Origin of the sequence: Empedobacter sp. UBA6745 (assembly GCF_002453775.1) — a bacterium.
Classification (GTDB): domain Bacteria; phylum Bacteroidota; class Bacteroidia; order Flavobacteriales; family Weeksellaceae; genus Empedobacter; species Empedobacter falsenii_C.
The window spans coordinates 37,148-61,604 of sequence record NZ_DKHL01000019.1 but is presented as its reverse complement, the minus strand read 5'-3'; the positions used below and the strand labels follow the sequence as shown (position 1 = coordinate 61,604).

Below are 24,457 nucleotides of genomic sequence, written 5' to 3'. Positions count from 1 at the left end.
TAAATATAAACAAGTTGTTATGAAGAAATATATTGCATTGTTCTCTTTAGTTATGATTGCGACATCATCATTTTCTCAAAATTACACTTTAAAAATTGATTCTTTGAATAGTAAACAAACAACTAATTTTAATCAATTTAATCGTTTTGTTTATAAAACAAATCTTGAAAAAGATTTAAAACTAATTCCATCTAACAGAAAAATAGACTTGAATAATCCAAATTTTGGAAAAGTGAATTATGATATTTCTAACCCAAATAAATCGACTGATTTACCAAACTTTTTCATTCATGGCGTTTCTAACTTAATTGCGAGTTTACTGAAATAAATTAATTCTTAACCTTTATTTTGTAACTGAAAAAATATAATACAAAACTGATCAGAATCGAAAAAGTTGCTGGCACAAAATAAGCCAATGCAAGATTTTTTGTTGCTATAAAATTAATTGGAAGATTGATTAATCTGAATTGAAAAACAAAAAAACACAATACAACTATCGTTACAGCTATTTTCCAATCATAATTGCGTTTGTGATTGATAACTGAACATAAAACATATGCTAAAACAATTCCTACAAAACTCAAAATAGTTTTCATTATAGCTAAATGTTTTAGTTTTTCGCTGATTCCGAATTCATCACTTTTTCTGACCAAAAAAGCAAAATTATCTTTACCCATTGAATGAACTAATTCAATCAAATCTAATTCAGCCAAAACGTAAAATTGTTGAATTCCTAAGAATAACAAAACGCTTGCTACGAGTTGAATTGCGAATATTTTTATATTAAAATCTTTCATTCAGAATTGGTTTAAAATCGATCATAGAAACGTGCAATGTCCGCTTCTTTATCAATCGGTTGATTATTTTCTAAAAATTCGTACAAATCATCCACCATCACAGGCGCCAACATTGTTCCACGCGTTCCCATTCCATTCAAACAAATCAATTGTTGATGCGTTGGATGCGCTCCAATAATCGGACGACGATCGACAACAGTTGGACGAATTGACGCATGTTGCTCCACAACTTCAAAATCATCTTTGAAAAAATTCTGAACACCTTCAACCAAATATTTCTTAGCTTCTTCAGTATTTTCATAATTCACATGATCGCGATCGTAAGTTGCACCTACAAAATATTGATTATTTTCCAAAGGCATCAAAAATTCTTTTCCTTTCACAACTGCTTCGGGTAAATTGGCATCAGTTTCAATTTTCAACACTTCACCTTTTACACCAATTACAGGTAAATTTTTAAAATAAGGATTGTTCAAAATATTATAACCTTCAGCAAAAATTATTTTAGTTGATTCGATATTTTTATAGCTCGTTTGATTATCATCTAATTTTAACTCATTAAAATCAAAAGTCTCATCAAGAAACAAATCATTTTCAACTAAATAATCTTTAAAATCAGCCAAAAGATTTGTCAAATCAACACGACCTGTATGTAAAACTTCGCCAGAACCAATCGGAGAATTGATTGAAGAAAAATCATTCAATTGTTCTGTATCAGTTGCTAAATAATCAATCAAATCTGGATGAGTTGTCGCTTTTTTCAGCCACGTTTTTTTCTCTTGTTCGTCATTAAAAATTCTATAAACAGGAAAATTGTAGATATATTTTTTGTTTAATAATTGTTCAAAATCACCAAAAACTTCGCGTAATCGTTCGATTTGTTTTGTTGCATTCCAAACAATTGAAAATCGTTTTAGCACTACAGGATTAAAAATTCCAGCAGCAATCGCCGATGCTTTGTGAAAATGATTATCAATTACCACAAAAGATTTCTTTTCTTTCAACAATTTCATCGCCATACAACTCCCTGCAACACCTTGACCAACGATGATATATTCTACTTTTTTCAATTTCTAAAATTTGATTACAAAGGTAAATAATGTTTCGGTTTTACTTATCTTTATTCTTAAAATCAACCATTTTATGCAAATATTCTATACCATAATTTCCTGCCTCATTATCCTTTCCGTCATTATTCCTTTCATCAAACATACACATTGGACGGTTAGAGTTTTTGATTATCCTCGATTTCAAAAATTTGCTTTGGTAATTGTAACTTCTATTTTATTCATTTTTGTACCTAAAACTTCAGTCACAATAAGTTTATTTATTTGTTTGATTTTTGCTGCGATTTATTTGCTTTGGGTCATTATTCCTTATTCTCCTTTTGGTAAAAAAATGATTGAACAAGTATTCTTAAAACCAAATGAAAAACCGCTTGATTTACTTGTTTATAATGTTTTGCAAGACAATACGAAATATCAAAATTTGGTTGAATTAATTAAGAAAAGAAATCCTGATATCGTTTTTTTATTAGAAACGAACAACGAATGGATGGAACAAATAAAAGAGGCTACAAACGATTTTGAGTACAAAATAGAAGTTCCGTTAGAAAATACTTATGGATTATTGTTTTACTCTAAATTACCTATAAAATACCAAGAAATTAATTATTTAATCAGCACAGAAATCCCTTCAATTATTGCTGATATCGAATATAATAATCAAATTGTTCGTTTGTATGGTTTACATCCAACTCCGCCAGTTCCGCAAGAAAATGAAGAAAGTGCTGAACGCGATGCTGAGATTTTGATTATTGGAAAACAAGCGAAAGAATATGGAAAAGCGTGTATTGTTTTTGGAGATTTGAATGATGTTGCGTGGAGCAGAACAACACGTTTATTTTTGAAAACTTCGCAACTTTTAGATCCTCGTCGTGGTCGTGGAATGTTCAATACTTTTCATGCGCATCATTGGTTCTTACGTTGGCCTTTGGATCATTATTTTTTGAGTTCTCAATTTCGATTAATTGATATGATACGAGAACCAAATATTGGTTCGGATCATTTTCCTATCAGTATTCAAGTTGTTTTACGTAGTGATGATGATTCGGGAGAAATGAAATTGGACCATGAAGAGAAGGTTGAAGTTGAAGAAAAAATAGAGGAAGGAATTGAAAAAGGAGATGCGAATTAAATTTTAGATTTTAGATTTTAGATTTTAGATTTTAGATTTTAGATTTTAGATTTTAGATTTTAGATTTTAGATTTTAGATTTTAGATTTTAGAAAGTTAAATTCTTATAAATATATAAACAAAAAAATCCAGTCAAATGACTGGATTTTTTTTGTTTTGTATTCTGATTAGTAATTCCACATATCAGCTTCTGACTGAATGATAGAATTTCTAATTTTGTGATGTTCTTCTAATTGACCTTTCGCATCATTTGGAATGTAATCATCAATCATTTTCGTTCCATACATTGTTTGAGCTTTGTAAATAATAGAACTAAATCTACGTGCATTTAACATCTCATCATATGTAATTGCCGAATTTGAATTACTTGGATTGAATACCGTTGCATTCACCAAAACATTACGAGCATCTGGATACCAAATCCAGAATAAATCTACGAAAGCTCCGTCAGCAAACTCAGTCCCTAAAGACTGCGCATCAGGTCCCATAATTGCTAAACCTAATAAACGATATTTTAATTCTCCTAAACGACGATCAATGTACCAAAGACCTTTCGTTTTTACCATTTTGATATCGTCAGATTTAATTTTATAATTAAAAATAGCAGCTTCGTCAGGAGTTTCTCCAGCAGCTTTCATATCGTAGTAATACTGTTGTGTATCTTTCTTCTCATTACGAGCCATAATTTGCTCATAACTCATTTTAGTTTGAAAGTACTCATCGTCGTAAACTTCTCTAATCTTTTTGCTACGAACTCCGTCAACCAATACATCGTATAATGATTTTGAATTTTGCACTAACTCATCACCAGATCTATAATAAGGTTGATTTAGACGCTCATTCAAATCAATTACTTCCCATACAACTTTCGACCATAAAACATCTTTATCTTCGATAAAGCCATATTTCATAGGATCTTGAGCCGTACTTACTGTATCTCCAGCTTCATCAACTCTTGTTTTATTTTCGCGGTCTTTTCTTAACTGTTCAGGCGAAACAGCATTAAGAACATTTTGCGCCATTGTAAGAGTTGAGAAAAAACTCATTAAACCAAACAAAAGATACTTCATATTTTAAATTTTTACTTTTTAAATTATTGTACTTGAATTGCGATAGATGATGCTTCTCCAGTTGCTCCTGAATTTGTACGATATTTAATATCGAAAACACCAATAATATCACCTTTTTTCGCTTTCGAAATAACTCCAGCCGCTCCTGACATTTTATTTCCAGAAACACGAGCCGTTGCCTGACCAGGAACTTTAACATTGAAAGATGTTACTTCTCCCGAAATTGGGAATAAGAAATCTGGCCAATCTACACGAATTGTTTGTGCTGCAATTCCATTATCTGGAATAGCTGGACTTGTATTTCCTAAAATTACACCACGTGCTGGTGGAACTGGTTTGATACGGAATGTTTCGCGAACTGATAATGTTTTACCAGAACTTGCTCTTGCAGATGCCGTAAACACCACTTCGTTTCCTCCTCCAGGTGTATAATTCCATTTGTTAGCACCCGCTCCAGAAGGACTTCCAGAAGAAGCGCTTAAACTAACAGGTCCATTTGCTCCGTTGATTGTAGCTGAAATTGGGTTAGTTACTCCACGGTAAACTACACGTAAATTATCTGCAACAATAGAACCTCCTGTTGGATCTTTTTCAATAATTTCTGCAGCTTTTTTATCTAATGTTTGAGCTACAACTTGATAAGTTGAAGGTGCAATATTAACCGTTTTAGTTTTTCCATTCGACACATAAGTAATGTTACCTGTTAATTGATGCATACCAACTGCAGATGTATTCAACTTAATAGATGCTTTACCATCAACAACAGCAGCAGAACCAACACTTGTAGAAACAGAACCTTTGATTGAATTATCGTAAGCTCCTAAAACTACATTAAGAACAGCTTCGTCACCTACTTTTACAACACCTGGCGATAAGAATAAACCTTGGAAAGCATCCAACTCGATTTTTTCTTCTAATTTACCAGATAATAGTGCTCTTACTAAGTTACCTTCTTCTGTACGTGCATCCATTTGCATTTTAGATAAATTCGTTAATGATGCAACCATTGGTTGATCATAGAATCTCTCTTGCATCCAACTTTGTTTCTTCGATTTTGGAGTTGTTCCAAAAAATTCGTTGATACGAGCTTCAGCATTTTTAGCATCAGGACTTTGCTTAGCGAAAGTCATTAAGAAATTTCTGAAACCATCAATTTTGTTTGTAAACTCTTGTGCTTTCTCATTTCCTTTGTCACCTCCTTTTCCTTTAAAAAATAAAGAAACAACAGGCTCCGTATTAGACAATGCATTGTAATCTGTATCTTCTGCTCCAGAAACAAAATCTGCACCAGCTAATTCTTTTTTCAATCCATCGATATAAGCAACAAAATCATTTGTTTGCTTTTTAACTTCTGCAGCCTCAGCTTGAGTTTTTGCATAAGTTGGATCATCCTTCGCTTTTAGATCAATTTGACCATAGAAGGTATCGTTATTTGTTTTCGTTAAAGTCGTTGTTGACTCTAAAGAAGTATTTATCGTTTCGAAAGATCTCAACACCTCACGATCCACGTTCAAAGCCATCATTGCAATGAACACGAGATACATCAGGTTGATCATCTTCTGACGTCCGGTTAGTCTACCACCTCCTGCCATAATAATTTATAGAATTAATGAATAATTAGTTTAATTTATCGTACAATGATTAGTTGTTTTTCATTGCAGAAAGCATACCTCCGTATACTTTGTTTAATGCATTAATGTTAGCAGAAAGCTCTTGCATTTCTTTCAAGAATTGCTCTGAACTACCTGAAGATTTTTGCATTTCTTCGATAAATTGTTTATTTAATTCTACTTGTTTTTGGCTATTTACAATTTGCTCAGCATATACAGCATTTAATTGGCTGATATTAGTTGATGCTTTTGCAATTTCGTTGCTATATTGTTCTGTTGAGGCAACAGCTGATGTTGTTGTGTTTAATTCATTAACAGCTGAACCAAATTTATCTAAAGAACCACGTAATCTTTCGAAAACTTCTTTGTCTAATTTTGCATCTGCTAATACTTTGTCTAACTCAGCAGTTAAGTTGTTTCCTGCAGTTGCAACAGCCGCAGTTTTTCTTTGTACTGGCTCTCCGTTTAATAATTCTGGATAAGCTTTTTCCCATTCATAGCTTCCTTGAGGTTTATCGAAGAATGCTGAATAAAAGAAAACGAATGCTTCAGCTACTAATCCAATTGTTAAGATTAAATTGGCTGATATTGGTCCTAAATTCGTGTGAGTAATTTTACATAATGCCCCGATAATTACTACTGCGGCAAAGAAATTATACAAAAAATTTGTAAGACGTTCTTGTTTTGAAGCTTGTACTGCCATAAGAGTGCTTTTTATTAAATTGTTTTATTAATTAGGTTATTTGGTTTTTCTAAAATTTACTTTTGATCCTTCTGGGAATGATTGAACTGTACGGAATCCGATGAAACTTCTTGCTGAATCTTTATGTTCCCAATCTCTTGCTGAAGTCATTAATAAGTATCCAACATCTTTCCAAGATCCTCCTCTTACACTTCTATTTACTTCTCCAGACATTGTAATTGACGGATTAAGTGTTGAAGACATTGTATAAGAAGATCTGTTGTAAGGAGAACTTGTCCACTCAGCTACGTTACCAGCCATATCGTAAAGTCCATATCCATTTGCACGGAATGTTTTTACAGGAGCTGTATACATATAACCTGTTTTCTTACCATCGTTGATTTCTAAATAATCTCCACGTTTTGGTTTGAAGTTCGCTAAATAACAACCTCTATCATCTGTCAAGTAAGGTCCTCCCCAAGGATAAGGTGCATTTTCTAAACCACCTTTTGCAGCGTATTCCCACTCAATTTCTGTTGGTAAACGGTAGCTAATTACTTTAACTTGACTTCCTCTTTTCTTCTTATTATTTAATGCTGTATTATGATATCTTGTACGGAAATCACAAAAAGCAGTTGCTTGATTCCAGTTAATACCTACAACAGGATAATTTGCGTAAGCTTTGTGCCAAAAATAATCTTGGTGCATTGGATCATTGTAAGAATAGTTGAAATCTCTTACCCAAACTGTTGTATCTGGATAGATATTTAAACTAAATTCTTTACGAAAATCTACACGGAAAGTACCACGTTTTTTTGCAGCTGCAGTTTGGTCAACTGTTACATAAGAATAGTTTAATTTACGTGTATCAATACGTCTTTCTCCATTCATACGCTCTTCTGGTGGATAATATAACCCTTCCATAACCTCTGCATAATCTACATCTGGATATTTGTATTTATCCCACTCCAAGCGCTGTTTCCAATTTAATTTCTTTGCATCTAAAGATTGACCATCACGACCTGTATTACTGTTTTTAATATATTCGTCATATGGCGTTCCTTGTCCATCTTGTGAACCAGAAATGTATGCATAATCCCCAATACCTCCAGCTCCATTATTTGGATTCATTGGGTCAAAACCTAATGATTCTGCCTTGTTTGCCAAAGCAGTACGAGCGATAGAATCTTTTACATAATTTACAAAATACTGATACTCAGAATTTGTAATCTCTGTATCATCCATAAAGAAACCTGTAACAGTAACCGTTTTTACTGGAGCATCATTTGTTTTTGTAAAATCGTAATCGGTTTGTCCTAAAACAAACGATCCACTCGGAATCGGAACCATTCCCTTTGGACGAACTGGCGTCCAAGCCGAAGATGTTTTCGAAACTATTTGTCCATCATTTCTATCACTACTCCCTCTGTTCTTCAACATTTTACATGATGATAAAGAAAGAGATAGCAACAATGCACTTACCAAAATTCTATTCATTCTGTTATAGATTTATTTTTATACAGGTTTTATACTTTTAGTTCTCAATTAATAAGGCTACAAATTAAGGCAATTTATTAATTGATTTTTAAAATTGTTCTTTATTTTTTAATAAAATTTTTTGAAATATTTCCACCACCTATTCGGTATTTCACCATTCAAGGCTTGTTCATAATCTTTTTCTGAACATGGAATAATTTCAAATTTTCGCTCTCCATCAACAGTGTTATCAACTTCTATCCACAATTGATTGGTTAATATATTTCGATAAAAAATATAATTGTATCCTTCTGTAGGAACAAAAATTTTCTCAAAATATTGTGCATCACCAAAACTTTTTATCTCTGGACGATGATTTTTCCCATCAATAAAATACCAAATCATCTGCGAAATTAATAGATGATCTAATTTTTTATAATTTTCGATATAATCACAAACGTAAAGTGAAGTCAATTTATTGCTGAAACCTAAATATCTTGTCAACGCACAAATTTCGCGCGAAGAAAATCCATTTGGCGTCATATTTTTTGAAGAAGAGAAATCCGAACCTTGCAAACTCGATAAATTAAGCAAAGCTGCATTAGCATCTCGAGAATAAGGTTCTATTTCTTTTACATTTTCGGAAATTACCCCCAAACGAACAGCATCAAAATTTAACTGATCTAACAAATCTAATTTTTCTTGCGCAACAAAATATGTTTGAAAACCAATATTCGTATAATCCAATAAATTGAAAGGCTCATTCGAAATAATTTTTGTTAAATAATTATTTTCTGTTGTTTGCGCTTCATCTTTACCTAATCGTAATTTATGATCGATTGTTAGGTAATAAACTTTATCAACAATTTCGTCATACGCACGATATTGTTGATAACCTAAACTTGGATTTCCACCCAAAATAACAACGACATATCCATCACGAATTAATCCGTTTGTAACTTCTCTAAAAACTTTTTCGGTTTCCGCTTTATCATCATAATAAACAACATCACCAAAATCGTACAAATCTATCGACCAATTTCCCATTTGCAATTCGTACAATTGTGTACGAACAAGGCTAAAATCTACATCTTCGATCAAGTCTTTTTGTTTCGAACGAGATTCTGTCACACCAATAATTGCGATTTTATCGTTCGATTTTTCATCGATTTCGATCACATCTTCGCGGAATTTTATTGCTTGTCCTAACGCAAAAGAATTACAAGATTTAGCAAAATCTTGTAATTCTTCAGAAACGGGTTTTAAAAAGTCGTTGTACATTACTTTTTAGTCGTTGTTTTTTTAGTTGTCGTTTTCTTCGCAGTTGTCTTTTTTGCTGGTGCTTTTTTAGCCGCAGCTTTCTTTTTCGGTTTTGCTGCTTCTATTAATTTTTCAACCTCAGCCAAAGTCAACGCTTCTGGATTCGTCTCTTTCGATAACTCAACTTTTATTTTTCCTTGAATCAAATTATAACGTCCCCAACGCGCTTTCTCTAAACGAATTTCCTGTTCTGCCCATTCGCGAACAACACGTTCAGATTCTTTACGTTTTTTATCTTCAATCAATTCGATAATATCAGCTTGAGATAAATGATCGAAATCGTATTTTTTCGGAACATTAATAAACCATTCGTTCCATTTGATAAACGGTCCAAAACGTCCTTTTCCCTTTGTTACATCATACCCTTCGTATTGTGCAATCGGCGCATCAGCTTTTAATTTTTCTTCAATTAATTCTACTGCTCGATCAAATGATAAATCCATTGGATCTTCCTCTTTCGGAATAGAAATATATTTATCATCAAATTTCACATAAGGTCCAAAACGTCCGATATTTACCTCCACTTCGTGCGCTTTATATTCACCTAAAGTTTTTGGTAATTCGAACAATTTCATTGCCTCTTCTAAGGTAATATTATGAATAGATTGATGTTTTTGAAGACTTGCAAAACGAGGTTTTTCTTCATCTTCTGCTTCACCAATCTGAATCATTGGTCCAAAACGTCCAATACGCGCATGCACTTTTTTACCCGAAACAGGATCAATTCCCAATTCGCGTTCTCCAGTTGCACGATCTGCATTTTCTTGAACATCTTCTACAACATGATGAAATTTCGTGTAAAATTCATCAATCATTTTTGTCCAATTCAATTTACCTTCCGCAATTTCATCAAAACTATTTTCGACACGCGCCGTAAAATCATAATCCATCACATTCGTAAAATAATCAACCAAGAAATCATTTACCACGATTCCGATATCCGTTGGCATTAATTTGCGACGATCAGCACCAAAAATTTCTTTTTGTTGAACTTTTTTGATTTGATTATCAATTAACGTTAAGGTATTATATTTTCGTTCTTGACCATCCAATTCACCAACTTCCACATAACCTCTATTTTGGATTGTAGAAATCGTTGGTGCATAAGTTGACGGACGACCAATTCCTAATTCTTCTAATTTTTTCACCAAAGATGCCTCTGTATAACGAGCCGCAGGACGAGAAAAACGTTCAGTACCGTTTATTTCATCTGCTTTCAATTGCTCATTAACTTTCACACTTGGCAATAATACTTTATCGTCATCTGCATCCTCGTCGTCAAACGATTCTTGGTAAACTTTTAAGAAACCATCAAACACAATTACTTCTCCTTTCGCTTGGAAAATAAAGTTGTTTTTGTTGTTATCAATATCAATGATAGTTCGCTCCAGTTCAGCATTTGCCATTTGAGAAGCAACTGTACGTTTCCAAATTAATTCGTACAATTTTCGCATTGAATCGTCTGCATTAATCGAATGATTTTCAAAATGCGTTGGACGAATCGCCTCGTGCGCTTCTTGTGCAGATGAATTTTTGTTTTTGTATTTTCTTATCTCAACATATTTGTTTCCGTAAGCAGATTCTATCTCAGCTTTTACCGCTGTTAAAGCGTCATCAGACAAATTCACACTATCCGTTCTCATATATGTGATATGTCCAGATTCGTATAATTGTTGTGCAACACGCATCGTTCTCGAAACTGAAAAACCTAATTTACGAGATGCTTCTTGTTGCAAAGTTGATGTTGTAAACGGCGCAGAAGGTGTACGTTTTGCAGGTTTCTTTTGTAAATCGTTTANNCTCCAACACAGGTTTCTAAGAAATCTTCGGCTTCTTTTAACGTTGAAAATTCTTTTGTTAAAACTGCTTTTAAGGTTCTTCCTTCATTCGTTTCAAAAATTGCAATGAATTTATATGACGAAACTGGAACAAAATTTTGAATTTCTTTTTCACGTTCGACAATTAATCGAACAGAAACTGATTGAACACGTCCTGCTGATAAACCTGGTTTGATTTTCTTCCATAAAATTGGCGACATTTCGAAACCAACTAATCTGTCCAAAACACGACGAGCTTGTTGCGCATCAACCAAATTTTCATCAATCTGACGTGGATTTTCTACCGCACGTTGAATCGCTTTTTTCGTAATTTCATTAAAAACAATACGTTTTGTATCTTTCTTTTCTAATCCTAGAACATGATACAAATGCCAAGAAATTGCTTCTCCTTCGCGGTCCTCATCGGATGCTAACCAAATTGTTTGGGCTTTCGAAGACAATTTTTTTAGTTTACTTACAACCTCCTTTTTATCAGGTGTTACTTCGTATATTGGCTTATAATGATTCTCGATTTCGATTCCCATTCCTTTCTTTGGTAAATCGACCACGTGACCAAAACTTGATTCCACGATAAAATCATCACCTAAAAAACCTTGAATGGTTTTAGCTTTTGCTGGGGACTCAACAATAACGAGATTTTTAGACATATTGTTTTCTTAAAAAATTTCTGCAAAATTAATAACAAAAAAATGAAGCAGCCAAAAATGATTTTCAACTGCTCCGTATTTTTATCTATTTCATGTAAGGATTATCCTTGTAAATATCTGTTCCGATTTTGTCTATTTCTGATTGTTCGTCGTCTTCTGTTCCTATAACTGTTTCATATAAAACATATGTCGCAATATAGATTAGAGGCATTGCTACTAATAATCCAACTCCACAAGCAAGTGCTCCTAAAATTGCGACTCCAAAACAAGCCAAACAAAAAACAAATGCTGATCCGAAGTTTTTAAATAAAATACTTACACTTGATTTTATAGCTTCCGTTGTTGTAAAACCTGTAAACAAAACAAACGGAATTGCTAATATTGATGTAACATAGAAAATGAACCCAGGTACAATACATAATAAAATACCTATGAATCCTAAAAATTGAACAGCTAAATATGTTGTAAAAATCACCCCAAATTTTCCATCTTTATAATGAATAAACAAATCTGAAAAGTCAGGATTTTGATGTTTATTAAATTTTTTAGCCATTGTCAAAATACTTACTGTAATCGGTGCTAAAGCTGCTGCAACTACAATACTAACAATATTACTCACCCACGCTAAAGGAGATAAAGCTTCCGCATAAACTTCATCTACATCAGACATATCTGAAATAGCAAAAGTAGGTACCGAAATGATTAATCCTAAAATAAAATTAATTGTGAAGCTAATTGCGAATGTAATTACAATTGCAAGAATTGCATATAATGCGATTCCCGAAAAAATTTCCCATGATTTTGAAAAAATATCTCCAACGTTTATATTAACTCCACGTTGCTTAATTTCTTCTATTCTTTGTCTAATTCTATCATCCATAGTTTTATATTTTTTTTAGATTTCCTCAAATCTACAAAATGTTAATAAAATGCAAAAGAAAATTTTACTGCCAATATGTCACATAGATTTATTATTTTTGCACGATAAAATATCCATTTTAGAATGCATACAGAAGAAAAACATATAGATGAAGCAAGACAAGGAGAGGCTTTGATGACTGCTCCTACTCGTAATGCAACAAAGAAATTATTCTTAGAAAGTTACGGATGTCAAATGAATTTCTCGGATAGTGAAATTGTTGCATCTATTCTAAATAACGAAGGTTACCAAACCACTCAAAAAGTTGACGAAGCAGATTTAATTCTTTTAAATACTTGTTCGATTCGTGAAAAAGCGGAACAAACAGTTCGTAAACGTTTAGGAACTTTAAACGCGATCAAAAAACAAAATCCAAGTCTTAAAATTGGTGTTTTAGGTTGTATGGCGGAACGTTTGAAACATAAATTTCTTGAAGAAGAACATTTAGTTGATATCGTTGTTGGACCTGATGCTTACCGCGATTTACCAAACTTAATCAACGATGTAGAAGATGGTCGTGATGCAGTAAATGTACAATTATCAAAAGAAGAAACGTATGCCGAAATTTCTCCTGTTCGTTTAGGTGGAAATGGCGTTACAGCTTTCGTTACGATTACTCGTGGCTGTGATAACATGTGTACGTTCTGTGTTGTACCTTTTACGCGCGGTCGTGAGCGTTCTCGTGATCCGCACTCAATTTTGAATGAATGTAAAGAATTAGCAGAATCTGGTTACAAGGAAATTACACTTTTAGGTCAAAATGTCGATTCATATTTATGGTATGGTGGAGGACCAAAAAAGGATTTCAAAAATGCAACTGATATTCAGAAAGCGACTGCTGTAGATTTTGCGCAATTATTAGACATGGTTGCTACGCAGTTTCCTAATATTCGTTTACGTTTCTCAACTTCTAATCCACAAGATATGGAAGAAAGCGTATTAGAAATGATGGCGAAACACAAAAACATTTGTAAATACATTCACTTACCTGTTCAATCGGGTTCTACGACTGTTTTAGAACGTATGAATCGTCAACATACTCGTGAAGAATATTTCGAATTAATTGATAAAATTCGTCGTATCGTTCCAGATTGTGCTTTATCTCACGATATGATTGCAGGTTTCTGTGGCGAAACAGAAGAAGAACACAAAGATACATTATCGTTAATGGAATATGTGAAATATGATTTCGGTTATATGTTCGCTTATTCTGAGCGTCCTGGAACACCAGCGCACAAAAAAATGCCTGATGATGTTTTACCAGAAGATAAAAAACGTCGTTTACAAGAAATCATCGAAATGCAACAAAAACATTCTGCTGAGCGTATGAATAGTTATGTTGGAAAAATTCATGAAGTTTTGATTGAAGGTAACTCTAAACGTGACGAAAATTTCTGGTACGGACGTAATACGCAAAATGCAGTTTTAGTTTTCCCTAAAGTAGAAGGAACTAAAGTTGGTGATTTTGTAAACGTAAAAGCAAATAGCTGTACAACGGCAACTTTGATTGGTGAAATGATTGAAGATTAATTTATCTTTTTCAACAATCAATCTGTCAATTGTATACTAAAAATAAAATTCGTCAATTCGAGTGATTTTTATGAATAAAATGATTAAAAATTGTATCGAGAATAGAATTTTAATAGTTTAAAACCTTTTTCTCGATACAAAATTCTAAAGAATTTCACTCGAAATGTCGGTTTTAATAAGACAATAATTGAAATTTGATAAATCATTTTTCGAAAACCTAAAAAATTAAAAAATGGATTCTTTACAAACTATCAAACAACGTTTTGGAATCATTGGAAATAATATAGCCTTGAATCGTGCTTTAGAAAAGGCGATTCAGGTTGCACCTACAGACATTTCTGTTCTTGTTATCGGAGAAAGTGGTGTAGGTAAAGAATTTATTCCGAAAATTATTCACAATCAATCTGCACGCAAACACAACAATTATATTGCAGTGAACTGTGGTGCGATTCCAGAAGGAACAATCGATTCTGAATTATTTGGACACGAAAAAGGTGCTTTTACAGGCGCTACACAAACACGTAAAGGTTATTTTGAAGTAGCAGATGGTGGAACTATTTTCTTAGATGAAGTTGGTGAATTGCCTTTAGCTACACAAGTGCGTTTATTGCGTATTTTAGAGTCGGGTGAATTTATGAAAGTTGGTTCTTCGGAACTTCAAAAAACAAATGTTCGTGTTGTTGCTGCAACGAATGTAAAATTGAAAGAAGCTGTTGAAAAAGGTAAATTTCGTGAAGATTTATATTATCGATTAAATACAGTTCAAATTGATATTCCTGCTTTGCGCGAGCGTAAGGAAGATATTAATTTATTGTTCCGAAAATTTGCTTCAGATTTTGCAAATAAATACAGAATGCCGCATATTGAGCTTTCTCCAGAAGCCCAAAATTATATTGCGAATTATCCTTGGCCGGGAAATGTGCGTCAATTAAGAAATTTTGCTGAACAAGTTTCTGTTGTGGAAAAAGACCGTGTGATTTCGTTAGAAAAAATCATGGAATTATTACCCAATAATTCAACAATGTTGACGGTAACAAATAAATCGAAAGATGGAAGTTCTTCTGATTTTATGGAACGTGAATTATTGTTCAAAGTTTTATTGGACATGAAAAAAGATTTGAACGATTTACGTGCTTTAACATTAGATTTAATCAAACACAAAGATGTTGAAGATTTTAATGGCAATACACAAGAATTGATTCAGCGCGTTTATCAAGATCAAAACGAACCAGAAGAAGATTTTGTGCCAAGTCAATATAATTTGGTTCCAACGAAATCTGCTCCAATTACACCAAATTATCAACAATCGCAATACGATTATTCGAACGATGTATATGATGTAAGTCCAATCGAAGAACCAGAATCTCTTTCGTTGCAAGATAATGAAAAGGAAATGATAAAATTGGCGTTGGAAAAACACAAAGGAAAACGTAAAATGGCGGCTGACGAATTGGGAATTTCTGAGCGAACATTGTACCGAAAAATCAAACAATATCATTTGTAATATGAACAAAATAAAACTATTCGTCCTTAGTATTTTTGCTATTTTTAGTTTAACAGGATGTATAAAATATTCACTTTCGGGAGCAGCAATTCAACCAGATTGGAACACAATTTATGTGGCAACTTTTCCGAATTACGCACCTCAACAAAATCCTACTTTGAGTCAAGATTTAACGATTGCGATTCAAGATATTTTTAGAAGTAGAACGAAGTTAAAGTTAAATTCGAATGAAAATTCTGACTTAATTATCGAAGGTGAAATTACGGGATACGATGTTGTTCCAGAAGCAATTCAATCAAATGATATTGCGGCAAAAAACCGTTTGACGATTTATGTAAAAGTTCGATACATCAACAATAAAGACGAATCAAAAAGTTATGACAGAACATTTTCTGCTTTCCAATTATATGACGGAAATGCAATGTTAAGCGCTGTAGAATCGTCAATTGTTCCTTTAATTATTGATGATATTCGCGACCAAGTTTTTGCGTCTATTGCGATGGATTGGTAAAAAAATAACCTTATATTTGAGCAATGACCAGAATTGAATATTTAGTAGCACATCCGTACGAAGTTGAGAAATCGGACATTCCACTTCTTAAAAAAGAGGTAGAAAAATATCCGTATTTCTACACATTGCGCGCTTTATTACTTTATGGTTTAAAAAAGGAAAATCATCCTTCTTTTGAGGATTATTTGAACAAAACTTCAATTCACAGTAGCAATCGTGTCGATTTGTATCATTACATCAATTCAGAACCAATTCAAAAAGAAATTCAAACAAAAACTGAAACTATTTCTCCTGAAATGGAAGAAGAAATAATGGAAGAATTAGTTGAAAACGAAATTATTTCTGAACCAATTTTAGAAAATTCTACTTCTGAAATCATCGAAAACAATAACGAAACAGTTGAAGTTATTGATGAAATCATTGAAGAAAAAGAAGAAGAATTAAACCAAGAAATTGAAGTTGTTTCTGAAACTAATTCAGAAGAAATCAATGAAGATATTGTAGACGAAATGATCGAAAATGATACAGAAGAATCTGAATTGAGAACAGATCATGTTGTTGATATTATTTCGGATGAAGAATTGAACGAAGTTGCTGAAATCACGAATAAAGTTGTGGTAGAAAATAATTCGAAAGAAGAAAATTTAACTTCTGAGAATGATATCGAAAATGCTGTTCAACAAACTTCTGGAATTGAAATTATTGAATCTGAACCTCAGCAAGTAATTAAAACAATAGTAACAATAGAAGATAATCAGGAAGAAGAAATTGTAGAAGGATTGTCTGAAAATGCTGAAGTAATTGAAGAATCTGAACCTGAAATGGTTGAAGAAAAAGTAGAGATCATTGAAAATAATTCGGATGAATCGACGTTTTCTTTTTCAGATTGGTTGAAAAAAGTTCCTTCTCAATCAAAAACACAACAAGAGATTGAAGAAGAGCAAGAAATTGCAGAAAGAGAAATAAAATATAAGTTGATTGATGACTTTTTGGAAAAAAATCCGAAAATCGTTCCGATGAAAAAAACGGATATTACACCAGTCAGCACACCATCAAATTTCGTTCAGAACACGGAAGAATATTCGGATTTGATGACCGAAACTTTGGCTCAGATTTATATTGAGCAAAAAAAATATGATAAGGCAATTAAAGCTTATAAGATATTAATTTTGAAATATCCAGAAAAAAATAGTTTATTTGCAAATCGAATTAAAGAAATTGAAAATTTAAAAAACTCTAAATAATAAAATGGGACTATTTCAGTTTTTCATGATTATTATCATGATTTTATGTGTATTATTAGTACTAATCGTATTATCTCAAAACCCTAAAGGAGGAGGATTATCTTCTACTTTCGGAGGTGGTGGAGGAAGCCAAATGTTTGGAGTTCAAAGAACAAATAAATTCTTAGACAACACAACTTGGGGATTATTTATCGCTGTAATCGTATTGATTATTGGAGCAAGTGCTTCGCATGAAAATCCAAATGCGATAAAACCAATTAAGCCAAATGTTACGGCACCGGCTAATAATTTACCAACACAACCTGCTGCAAACGGAGCAAGTCAAAATCAATTACCAGCTCAACCAGCGAAGTAATTTTGATAAGAAAATAAATTAAAAAACGCGAATCATCGAATGATTCGCGTTTTTTAATGCCTTATATTGAATATTTATTCATAATTTAGTCCTAAACACTGAATATGAAACACTATTACTTCTTTATACCTTTAATATCTTTGTTTCTTATTAATTGCGGTCAACAAAAAATTTTAAAAACTATTTCTATGAATGAATTAAATATTTTTAGAACTGCATTTGATGGCAAAGGGTGTAAAAACGAAATAAAAGTTTTCTCAAATATGAAAGATTTTGATGAATTTCAAAAGTCATTAATTATTCCGGGACAACGAAACGCTCCATTAGAAATAATTGACTTCTCAAATAAAAATATTGCAGTTATTTGTAAAGAAGATATTGATCGTTACGAAATCTCAGAATTAACTAGTTCTTCTAAAAAAAACATTTTAAAACTACATCAATATAAAGATGAAGCTGATAAATCTATCAACTTATTTTTTATAGAAATACCTAAAGAAATTAATTATTTAACACTAGAATATTGAAATTTATGAAAACAAAATTTATTATCTTATCTCTTCTGATGGGAGGAAGTTCGGTTTTTGCGCAAAGTAATCATTGGCAAGAATTGAAAAATAAAAATTTTCAACCTACTAATTTAGTTGAAAGATCAACTGTTCCTAAAGAATTTACATTATTTAAATTAGATGTTACAAGTTTACTTAATGACTTAAATTCTATTGCCAACAAAGGGAATAATAATGCTCAGTTAGTAAACATTCCGAATGAAAATGGAGAAATAACAAAATATCTTGTTGAAGAAGCATCTATTATGGCGCCTAAATTACAAGAGAAATATAACACTATTAAATCTTATGTAGGGAAATCTGTTGATGGAAAAGCTACAATCCGTTTTAGCTATTCTCCATATCACGGTTTTAGTGCAATGATACAGAATGGTCACGATATTTCTTATATTGATGCTTATACGGAAGATTTGTCAACTTACATTTCTTATAGTAGAAAAAATGTTGATGATAATATTAATTTTTCTTGTCATACAGATGATGTATATCAACAGAAATTAATCAATCAAATCACAAATGATATACCTACGAATAAAACTGCTATTGATGGTAAAATGAGAAAATACCGTTTAGCTTTAGCGACAACTATAGAATACTCTAGATACCATGTAAATAGAGCAGGATTATCATCTGGTACATACGAAGAAAAACTAGCAGCTGTTATTTCAGCTATAAATGTAGCTATGACTCGTGTAAATGGTGTTTATGAAAAAGAGTTTGGTGTAACAATGGAACTAGTGGAAAATAATGATAAAATTATTTTTATTACAACAGATGAATACACCAACAATAGTGGAAGTGCTATGCTAAAAGAAAATCAAATTGTTTTAGACAGAGAAATAGGTGTAGATAATTATGATATTGGCCATGTTTTTTCTACTGGTGGTGGTGGAGTAGCTTACTTACAAAGCCCTTGTAGCACAATTAAAGCAGGAGGTGTAACTGGATTAGGAGCACCAATAAATGATCCTTTCTATATCGATTATGTAGCTCACGAAATGGGACATCAATTTGGAGCACCACATACTTTTAACAATTCTTGTGGAGGAAATCGCTCAGGCGCTACAGCTGTTGAACCTGGTAGTGGAAGTACCATTATGGCTTATGCTGGTATTTGTCCTCCTAATGTACAAAATAATAGTGACCCTTATTTTTCTACTGTAAGTGTTAGTAATATATATAATTTTATTACTTCTACAAATGGAAGTTGTTCAGTAAATACTGATTCAGGAAACAATGAGCCTGTTATTGCTCTAGATAAATTGTCATATAACATTCCTCACTCAACTGCTTTTGTTTTGGAAGCAACAGCTACTGATCCTGATGGAGATGCAATAACATACAACTGGGAACAAACAGATACACAAATAGCTACGCAACCTCCTGTATCTACTAATAAAAATGGACCAACATTTCGATCTCTTAATCCAACTACAGTAGGATACAGATACTTCCCTAATTTACAATCAATTGTTGATGGTAAATTAACTTTAGAGACAAATCCAGCTCCTATGAACTGGGAAGTTATTCCAAGCGTTGCTCGTACGCTAAAATTCTCTCTTTTAGTTAGAGATAACAATCCTAAAGGAGGTCAAACTGATCGTAAGAATGTTGTTCTTGTTACAAAAGATTTCGGACCATTCAAAGTGACTTCGCAAGCGACAACTGATTATTGGACACAAAATTATCCTGCTACAATTACTTGGGATGTTGCGGGAACGGATGCAAACGGAATTGATACACAAAACGTAAAAATCTTATTATCAGTTGATGGTGGAAAAACATTTGATTATGTTTTAGCTGAATCAGTTCCAAATAATGGAAAATATGATTTCACAGTTCCAACGAATGTTTCGTTAACAAAAGAAGCGCGCATTATGATTAAAGCAATTGATAATGTTTTCTTAGCGGTAAATGCTTCAAATTTTGAAATTTCTGATAAATTGGCAACTTCTGAGATCAATTCAAAAGATTTAGCGACAATTTCTCCAAATCCTTCAAATGGAATAATCAATTTAGATTTTACAAAATCATTTACAACAGGTAAAATTACGGTGACAGATTTAGCAGGAAGAACAGTTTACTCAAACAAATTGAATTCTTCTAAATCTCAACAAGTTAATTTATCTAGTTTATCAAATGGAGTTTACATTGTTTCGATTGAAGCTGGCAACGAACAATTCACGAAAAAAGTGATTATTAAAAAATAATTATTCATAAAAATTACTTTAAATGCCAAGTTGTCTGACAGCTTGGCATTTTTATTTTTTCTCATTACAATTAACTTATCCATAATGGCAGAAATTGGCTATTGGCACGTTTTTCGTTGGTTAAAAATCATCAATTTAGAAAAAATAAAAAATACAAATATGTCACAATTAAACATTAAACCATTAGCAGATAGAGTGGTTATTGAGCCTGCTCCAGCAGAAACTAAAACAGCTTCAGGAATTATTATCCCAGATTCAGCAAAAGAGAAACCACAAGAAGGAATTGTTGTTGCAGTTGGTAATGGAAAAAAAGATGAACCAATGACTGTTACAGTTGGTGATAAAGTTCTTTACGGTAAATATTCAGGAACTGAATTAAAATTAGAAGGTAAAGATTACTTAATCATGCGTGAAGCTGATATTTTGGCAATCATCTAAATTTAGTTGTAATAAGTAAAATGTATTAAGTACAAAGTAACTTATTTTTTAATTTTTAATCATATTCGACTTAAGACTTAAGACTTAAGACATCAAAACATAAATAAAAATGGCAAAAGATATTAAATTCGATATTGAATCAAGAGACGCTTTAAAAAGAGGTGTTGATGCATTAGCAAATGCAGTTAAAGTAACATTAGGACCAAAAGGTCGTAACGTAGTTTTAGAAAAATCTTTCGGTGCTCCACATGTAACAAAAGATGGAGTTTCTGTAGCTAAAGAAATCGAATTGGAAGATCCAATCGAAAACTTAGGTGCACAAATGGTGAAAGAAGTTGCTTCTAAAACAAATGACGTTGCTGGTGATGGTACTACAACTGCTACAGTTTTAGCTCAAGCTATCGTTCGCGAAGGTTTGAAAAACGTTGCTGCAGGTGCGAATCCAATGGATTTGAAACGTGGTATTGATAAAGCTGTTGCTGGAATCGTTGCTAACTTAAGAGAGCAATCTCAAGAAGTTGGTGATTCATCAGAAAAAATTAAACAAGTTGCTTCTATCTCTGCAAATAACGATGATACAATTGGATCATTAATCGCAGAAGCTTTTTCTAAAGTTGGAAAAGAAGGTGTTATCACTGTTGAAGAAGCAAAAGGAACAGAAACTTACGTTGACGTTGTTGAAGGAATGCAATTTGACCGTGGATACCAATCGCCATATTTCGTAACAAATGCAGATAAAATGATTGCTGAGTTAGAAAATCCTTACATTTTATTATGCGAGAAAAAAATTTCTAACTTACAAGAAATCTTACCTTTATTAGAGCCAGTTGCTCAATCAGGACGTCCATTCTTAATCATTTCTGAAGAAGTTGAAGGTCAAGCTTTAGCTACTTTAGTAGTGAACCGTTTAAGAGGATCTTTAAAAATCGCTGCTGTTAAAGCACCAGGATTTGGAGATCGTCGTAAAGCTATGTTACAAGATATCGCAATCTTAACAGGAGGAACTGTTATTTCTGAAGAGCAAGGAATTACATTAGAAACTGCTACTTTAGAAATGTTAGGTACTGCAGAAAGAGTAGTTATCGACAAAGACAATACAACAATTGTTAACGGAGCTGGTAATGCAGAACAAATCAAATCTCGTGTTAACCAAATTAAAGCGCAAGTAGAAACAACTACTTCTGACTATGATCGCGAAAAATTACAAGAGCGTTTAGCTAAATTAGCTGGAGGTGTTGCTGTATTATACGTTGGTGCTGCTTCTGAGGTTGAAATGAAAGAAATCAAAGACCGTGTTGATGATGCTTTACACGCAACTCGCGCAGCTGTAGAAGAAGGTATCGTTGCTGGTGGTGGTGTTGCTTTTGTTAGAGCTTTATCTAACTTAACAATTGATACTACAAATACTGACGAAGCGACAGGTGTTAAAATTGTAACGCGTGCAGTTGAAGAACCATTACGCCAAATCGTTCACAACGCTGGTGGTGAAGGTTCTGTAGTTGTTGCAAAAGTAAAAGAAGGAAATGGTGATTTCGGATACAATGCAAAAACTGACGAATATGTAAACATGATCGAGGCTGGAGTTATTGATCCAACTAAAGTTGCCCGTGTTGCATTAGAAAACGCTGCTTCTGTTGCAGGTATGTTAATCACGACTGAGGCGGTTGTTACAGAAATTAAAAAAGATGAGCCAGCTATGCCGCCAATGGGAGGTGGAATGCCAGGAATGATGTAATCATCAACTCATAAAAATATACAATAGAAAAAGCCATTCAGAAATCTGAATGGCTTTTTCATTAAGTCATAAATAATAAAAACTATATAATCGTCGATTTCCCCATCAATACATTTTCAAAATTGAAATATGAATGATGATCATGATCGCTCAATAATATCTTCGCAATATAATTTGCCACAACAGATGTCGAATAATCGCTCGTTTCATCTAAATCTGAAGTTACAATCAAATTATTAATCGCATTTTCCACCGCATTTTCTATTGCTTGCGCGCCTTCTTCTAATCCCAAATAACGCAACATCATTGCAGCACTCAAAATAGAAGCCATCGGGTTTGCAATTCCTTTTCCTTTTGCTTGTGGATACGAACCATGAATAGGCTCGAACAATGCATTTTCTGTACCAATAGAAGCCGAAGGCAACAAACCTATACTTCCTCCAATTACACTTCCTTCGTCCGAAATAATATCACCAAACATATTCTCTGTCAAAATCACATCAAATTGTTTTGGATTGATAATTAATTGCATCGCTGCATTATCAACAAACAAGAAATCTAATTCAACTTCTGGATATTCTTGGCTAATATCCATCGCTACTTTTCGCCACAAACGAGACGTGTCCAACACATTTGCCTTGTCTACCAACGTTACTTTTTTGCGACGTTTCATTGCTTCCTGAAAAGCTAAATGTGTAATTTGCTCAATGTCTTTTCTATTGTACGAACACGTATCATACGCATGCGAACCATCTTGCGCTGTAAATTTTTCTCCAAAATAAATTCCATTAATCAACTCACGAAAAATAACCATATCTGTTCCTTCGATGTGCGAACGTTTCAATGGACTTTTCCCTAACAAAGATTCGTAAGCCTTGATTGGACGGATATTTGCAAATAAACCAAGTTCCTTTCTCAGCTTTAACAAACCTTGTTCGGGACGAACTTTAGCGTTCGGATTATTGTCATATTTTGGATCTCCAATAGAACCAAACAAAACCGCATCTGCATCTTTACATAATTGCAACGTCGCATCAGGCAAAGGATTTCCCGTTTCGTCAATCGCAATTGCACCAATCAAAGCTTCCTCAAATTCGAAATTATATTTAAAAATTTGTTCAACGACTTTCAGAACTTTTATTGTTTCCGAAACGACTTCTGGTCCTATTCCATCGCCAGAAAGTACTGCAATTTTATGCGTTTTCATGTTGTAAAGATTTATGGTTTTGTTCGTAAGTTTCTATTTTATCTTTTTGACTGATTAAAAAATCAATGTCATCATATCCATTTAATAAACAGATTTTTTTATAAGAATCAACATCAAAATTAATGGTTTGATCTTGAATTTTTAAGGTTTGATTTTCTAAATTAACTTCAAATTCTGTTGAAGGATTTTGATCGATAATTTCAAAGATTTGATTTAAGATTTCATCTGAAACAACGATTGGTAAAATTCCGTTATTCAATGCATTTCCTTTGAAAATATCTGCAAAATAACTACTAATCACTACATCAAATCCGTAATCTTTGATTGCCCAAGCAGCATGTTCTCGGCTACTTCCGCAACCAAAATTTTTACCAGCAACTAATATTTTTCCAGCATATTTTGAATCATTCAGCGGAAAATTTTCAATTGATTGATTATCTTGATTAAATCGCCAATCTCTGAATAAATTATCTCCAAAACCTTCTCTACTAATCGCTTTCAAAAAACGAGCTGGAATAATTTGATCGGTATCTATATTTTCTATTTTAATCGGAACAGCCGATGATTTTAGTTGATTGATTGAATCCATTTTGAGTAAAT

At 32.8% G+C, this 24,457-nt stretch carries 22 protein-coding genes and 1 pseudogene; 11 read left to right on the top strand and 12 right to left on the bottom strand.

Translation table 11 applies throughout. The features are described from left to right. Window positions 1–19 precede the first annotated feature (19 nt). Complete coding sequence (locus B4H69_RS06730; RefSeq protein ID WP_280045243.1) at window positions 20–328, top strand: hypothetical protein; 309 nt, start codon at window positions 20–22, stop codon at window positions 326–328. A 1-nt stretch (window position 329) separates the two neighbouring features. Here the strand turns inward: B4H69_RS06730 and B4H69_RS06725 are convergent, their stop codons facing one another. After that, entirely contained in the window at window positions 330–797 is a 468-nt protein-coding gene (locus B4H69_RS06725) for a hypothetical protein (protein WP_291093226.1), read from the bottom strand. An 11-nt stretch (window positions 798–808) separates the two neighbouring features. Beyond that, window positions 809–1,867: an NAD(P)/FAD-dependent oxidoreductase gene (locus tag B4H69_RS06720; protein ID WP_291093224.1), complete on the bottom strand. Its 1,059-nt coding sequence runs from the start codon at window positions 1,865–1,867 to the stop codon at window positions 809–811. Between the two features lie 73 nt (window positions 1,868–1,940). On the opposite strand from B4H69_RS06720, the gene B4H69_RS06715 reads away from it, so the two are divergent. Beyond that, window positions 1,941–2,993, top strand: coding sequence for an endonuclease/exonuclease/phosphatase family protein (locus tag B4H69_RS06715; RefSeq protein WP_280045240.1), 1,053 nt, complete (start codon window positions 1,941–1,943; stop codon window positions 2,991–2,993). Window positions 2,994–3,159: 166 nt separating this feature from the next. Here the strand turns inward: B4H69_RS06715 and gldN are convergent, their stop codons facing one another. From gldN to B4H69_RS06675, 8 genes and pseudogenes are all read right to left on the bottom strand, one after another. Beyond that, window positions 3,160–4,062, bottom strand: a complete 903-nt coding sequence (gldN, locus tag B4H69_RS06710) for a gliding motility protein GldN (protein WP_038332933.1) — start codon at window positions 4,060–4,062, stop codon at window positions 3,160–3,162. 23 nt (window positions 4,063–4,085) lie between these two features. Continuing rightward, window positions 4,086–5,654 carry a GldM family protein gene (locus tag B4H69_RS06705; protein ID WP_180905131.1) on the bottom strand — a complete coding sequence of 523 codons (1,569 nt, stop codon included), beginning with the start codon at window positions 5,652–5,654 and terminating at the stop codon, window positions 4,086–4,088. Window positions 5,655–5,703: 49 nt separating this feature from the next. After that, window positions 5,704–6,375: a gliding motility protein GldL gene (gldL, locus tag B4H69_RS06700; protein WP_125349619.1), complete on the bottom strand. Its 672-nt coding sequence runs from the start codon at window positions 6,373–6,375 to the stop codon at window positions 5,704–5,706. Between the two features lie 36 nt (window positions 6,376–6,411). Further along, on the bottom strand, window positions 6,412–7,851 hold the full coding sequence (gene gldK / locus B4H69_RS06695) for a gliding motility lipoprotein GldK (RefSeq protein WP_280045239.1): 1,440 nt from the start codon (window positions 7,849–7,851) through the stop codon (window positions 6,412–6,414). Between the two features lie 108 nt (window positions 7,852–7,959). Beyond that, window positions 7,960–9,111 (bottom strand): hypothetical protein, encoded by a 1,152-nt coding sequence (locus B4H69_RS06690; RefSeq protein ID WP_180905133.1) that lies wholly within the window; start codon window positions 9,109–9,111, stop codon window positions 7,960–7,962. Continuing rightward, window positions 9,111–9,593 carry a topoisomerase C-terminal repeat-containing protein gene (locus B4H69_RS06685; RefSeq protein ID WP_291093246.1) on the bottom strand — a complete coding sequence of 161 codons (483 nt, stop codon included), beginning with the start codon at window positions 9,591–9,593 and terminating at the stop codon, window positions 9,111–9,113. Before B4H69_RS06685 ends, B4H69_RS06690 begins: the two co-directional genes overlap by 1 nt. Window positions 9,594–9,602: 9 nt before the next feature. Beyond that, window positions 9,603–11,635: pseudogene (gene topA, locus B4H69_RS06680) on the bottom strand (type I DNA topoisomerase); the annotation flags it as partial. An 85-nt stretch (window positions 11,636–11,720) separates the two neighbouring features. Beyond that, window positions 11,721–12,515, bottom strand: coding sequence for a hypothetical protein (locus B4H69_RS06675; RefSeq protein WP_180905135.1), 795 nt, complete (start codon window positions 12,513–12,515; stop codon window positions 11,721–11,723). Between the two features lie 123 nt (window positions 12,516–12,638). Between B4H69_RS06675 and miaB the strand changes: the two genes are divergently transcribed. The 9 genes from miaB (at window position 12,639) to groL (ending at window position 22,650) form a co-directional block, all read left to right on the top strand. Next, window positions 12,639–14,084, top strand: a complete 1,446-nt coding sequence (gene miaB, locus B4H69_RS06670; RefSeq protein ID WP_180905136.1) for a tRNA (N6-isopentenyl adenosine(37)-C2)-methylthiotransferase MiaB — start codon at window positions 12,639–12,641, stop codon at window positions 14,082–14,084. A 232-nt stretch (window positions 14,085–14,316) separates the two neighbouring features. Further along, window positions 14,317–15,588 (top strand): sigma-54 interaction domain-containing protein, encoded by a 1,272-nt coding sequence (locus tag B4H69_RS06665; protein WP_125349624.1) that lies wholly within the window; start codon window positions 14,317–14,319, stop codon window positions 15,586–15,588. A 1-nt stretch (window position 15,589) separates the two neighbouring features. After that, the gene (locus tag B4H69_RS06660) at window positions 15,590–16,099 is read left to right on the top strand and encodes an LptE family protein (RefSeq protein WP_125349625.1); all 510 of its coding nucleotides are present in this window, start codon (window positions 15,590–15,592) and stop codon (window positions 16,097–16,099) included. A gap of 23 nt (window positions 16,100–16,122) precedes the next feature. Continuing rightward, window positions 16,123–17,343: a tetratricopeptide repeat protein gene (locus tag B4H69_RS06655; protein WP_280045238.1), complete on the top strand. Its 1,221-nt coding sequence runs from the start codon at window positions 16,123–16,125 to the stop codon at window positions 17,341–17,343. A 4-nt stretch (window positions 17,344–17,347) separates the two neighbouring features. Next, complete coding sequence (secG, locus tag B4H69_RS06650; RefSeq protein WP_038332909.1) at window positions 17,348–17,698, top strand: preprotein translocase subunit SecG; 351 nt, start codon at window positions 17,348–17,350, stop codon at window positions 17,696–17,698. 188 nt (window positions 17,699–17,886) lie between these two features. Next, entirely contained in the window at window positions 17,887–18,225 is a 339-nt protein-coding gene (locus tag B4H69_RS06645; RefSeq protein WP_152606104.1) for a hypothetical protein, read from the top strand. Between the two features lie 5 nt (window positions 18,226–18,230). Continuing rightward, the gene (locus B4H69_RS06640) at window positions 18,231–20,477 is read left to right on the top strand and encodes a reprolysin-like metallopeptidase (protein ID WP_244957968.1); all 2,247 of its coding nucleotides are present in this window, start codon (window positions 18,231–18,233) and stop codon (window positions 20,475–20,477) included. A gap of 159 nt (window positions 20,478–20,636) precedes the next feature. Beyond that, a complete protein-coding gene (locus B4H69_RS06635; RefSeq protein ID WP_180906864.1) occupies window positions 20,637–20,915 on the top strand; it encodes a co-chaperone GroES in 279 nt (92 codons plus the stop codon). Between the two features lie 109 nt (window positions 20,916–21,024). Next, window positions 21,025–22,650, top strand: a complete 1,626-nt coding sequence (gene groL, locus B4H69_RS06630; protein ID WP_180905140.1) for a chaperonin GroEL — start codon at window positions 21,025–21,027, stop codon at window positions 22,648–22,650. An 82-nt stretch (window positions 22,651–22,732) separates the two neighbouring features. On the opposite strand, the gene leuB is transcribed toward groL, so the two are convergent. Both leuB and leuD read right to left on the bottom strand, forming a co-directional pair. After that, entirely contained in the window at window positions 22,733–23,857 is a 1,125-nt protein-coding gene (gene leuB / locus B4H69_RS06625) for a 3-isopropylmalate dehydrogenase (RefSeq protein ID WP_180905141.1), read from the bottom strand. After that, window positions 23,844–24,446: a 3-isopropylmalate dehydratase small subunit gene (leuD, locus tag B4H69_RS06620; protein ID WP_180905142.1), complete on the bottom strand. Its 603-nt coding sequence runs from the start codon at window positions 24,444–24,446 to the stop codon at window positions 23,844–23,846. Before leuD ends, leuB begins: the two co-directional genes overlap by 14 nt. Window positions 24,447–24,457: the final 11 nt, after the last annotated feature.

Excerpts from the sequence above, each read along its gene's own strand:
- B4H69_RS06730 (WP_280045243.1), top strand. The coding sequence starts at position 20 with ATGAAGAAATATATTGCATTGTTCTCTTTAGTTATGATTGCGACATCA.
- B4H69_RS06725 (WP_291093226.1), bottom strand. The coding sequence starts at position 797 with ATGAAAGATTTTAATATAAAAATATTCGCAATTCAACTCGTAGCAAGC.
- B4H69_RS06715 (WP_280045240.1), top strand. The coding sequence starts at position 1,941 with ATGCAAATATTCTATACCATAATTTCCTGCCTCATTATCCTTTCCGTC.
- gldN (WP_038332933.1), bottom strand. The coding sequence starts at position 4,062 with ATGAAGTATCTTTTGTTTGGTTTAATGAGTTTTTTCTCAACTCTTACA.
- B4H69_RS06705 (WP_180905131.1), bottom strand. The coding sequence starts at position 5,654 with ATGGCAGGAGGTGGTAGACTAACCGGACGTCAGAAGATGATCAACCTG.
- gldL (WP_125349619.1), bottom strand. The coding sequence starts at position 6,375 with ATGGCAGTACAAGCTTCAAAACAAGAACGTCTTACAAATTTTTTGTAT.
- gldK (WP_280045239.1), bottom strand. The coding sequence starts at position 7,851 with ATGAATAGAATTTTGGTAAGTGCATTGTTGCTATCTCTTTCTTTATCA.
- B4H69_RS06690 (WP_180905133.1), bottom strand. The coding sequence starts at position 9,111 with ATGTACAACGACTTTTTAAAACCCGTTTCTGAAGAATTACAAGATTTT.
- B4H69_RS06685 (WP_291093246.1), bottom strand. The coding sequence starts at position 9,593 with ATGGATTTATCATTTGATCGAGCAGTAGAATTAATTGAAGAAAAATTA.
- B4H69_RS06675 (WP_180905135.1), bottom strand. The coding sequence starts at position 12,515 with ATGGATGATAGAATTAGACAAAGAATAGAAGAAATTAAGCAACGTGGA.
- miaB (WP_180905136.1), top strand. The coding sequence starts at position 12,639 with ATGCATACAGAAGAAAAACATATAGATGAAGCAAGACAAGGAGAGGCT.
- B4H69_RS06665 (WP_125349624.1), top strand. The coding sequence starts at position 14,317 with ATGGATTCTTTACAAACTATCAAACAACGTTTTGGAATCATTGGAAAT.
- B4H69_RS06660 (WP_125349625.1), top strand. The coding sequence starts at position 15,590 with ATGAACAAAATAAAACTATTCGTCCTTAGTATTTTTGCTATTTTTAGT.
- B4H69_RS06655 (WP_280045238.1), top strand. The coding sequence starts at position 16,123 with ATGACCAGAATTGAATATTTAGTAGCACATCCGTACGAAGTTGAGAAA.
- secG (WP_038332909.1), top strand. The coding sequence starts at position 17,348 with ATGGGACTATTTCAGTTTTTCATGATTATTATCATGATTTTATGTGTA.
- B4H69_RS06645 (WP_152606104.1), top strand. The coding sequence starts at position 17,887 with ATGAATGAATTAAATATTTTTAGAACTGCATTTGATGGCAAAGGGTGT.
- B4H69_RS06640 (WP_244957968.1), top strand. The coding sequence starts at position 18,231 with ATGAAAACAAAATTTATTATCTTATCTCTTCTGATGGGAGGAAGTTCG.
- B4H69_RS06635 (WP_180906864.1), top strand. The coding sequence starts at position 20,637 with ATGTCACAATTAAACATTAAACCATTAGCAGATAGAGTGGTTATTGAG.
- groL (WP_180905140.1), top strand. The coding sequence starts at position 21,025 with ATGGCAAAAGATATTAAATTCGATATTGAATCAAGAGACGCTTTAAAA.
- leuB (WP_180905141.1), bottom strand. The coding sequence starts at position 23,857 with ATGAAAACGCATAAAATTGCAGTACTTTCTGGCGATGGAATAGGACCA.
- leuD (WP_180905142.1), bottom strand. The coding sequence starts at position 24,446 with ATGGATTCAATCAATCAACTAAAATCATCGGCTGTTCCGATTAAAATA.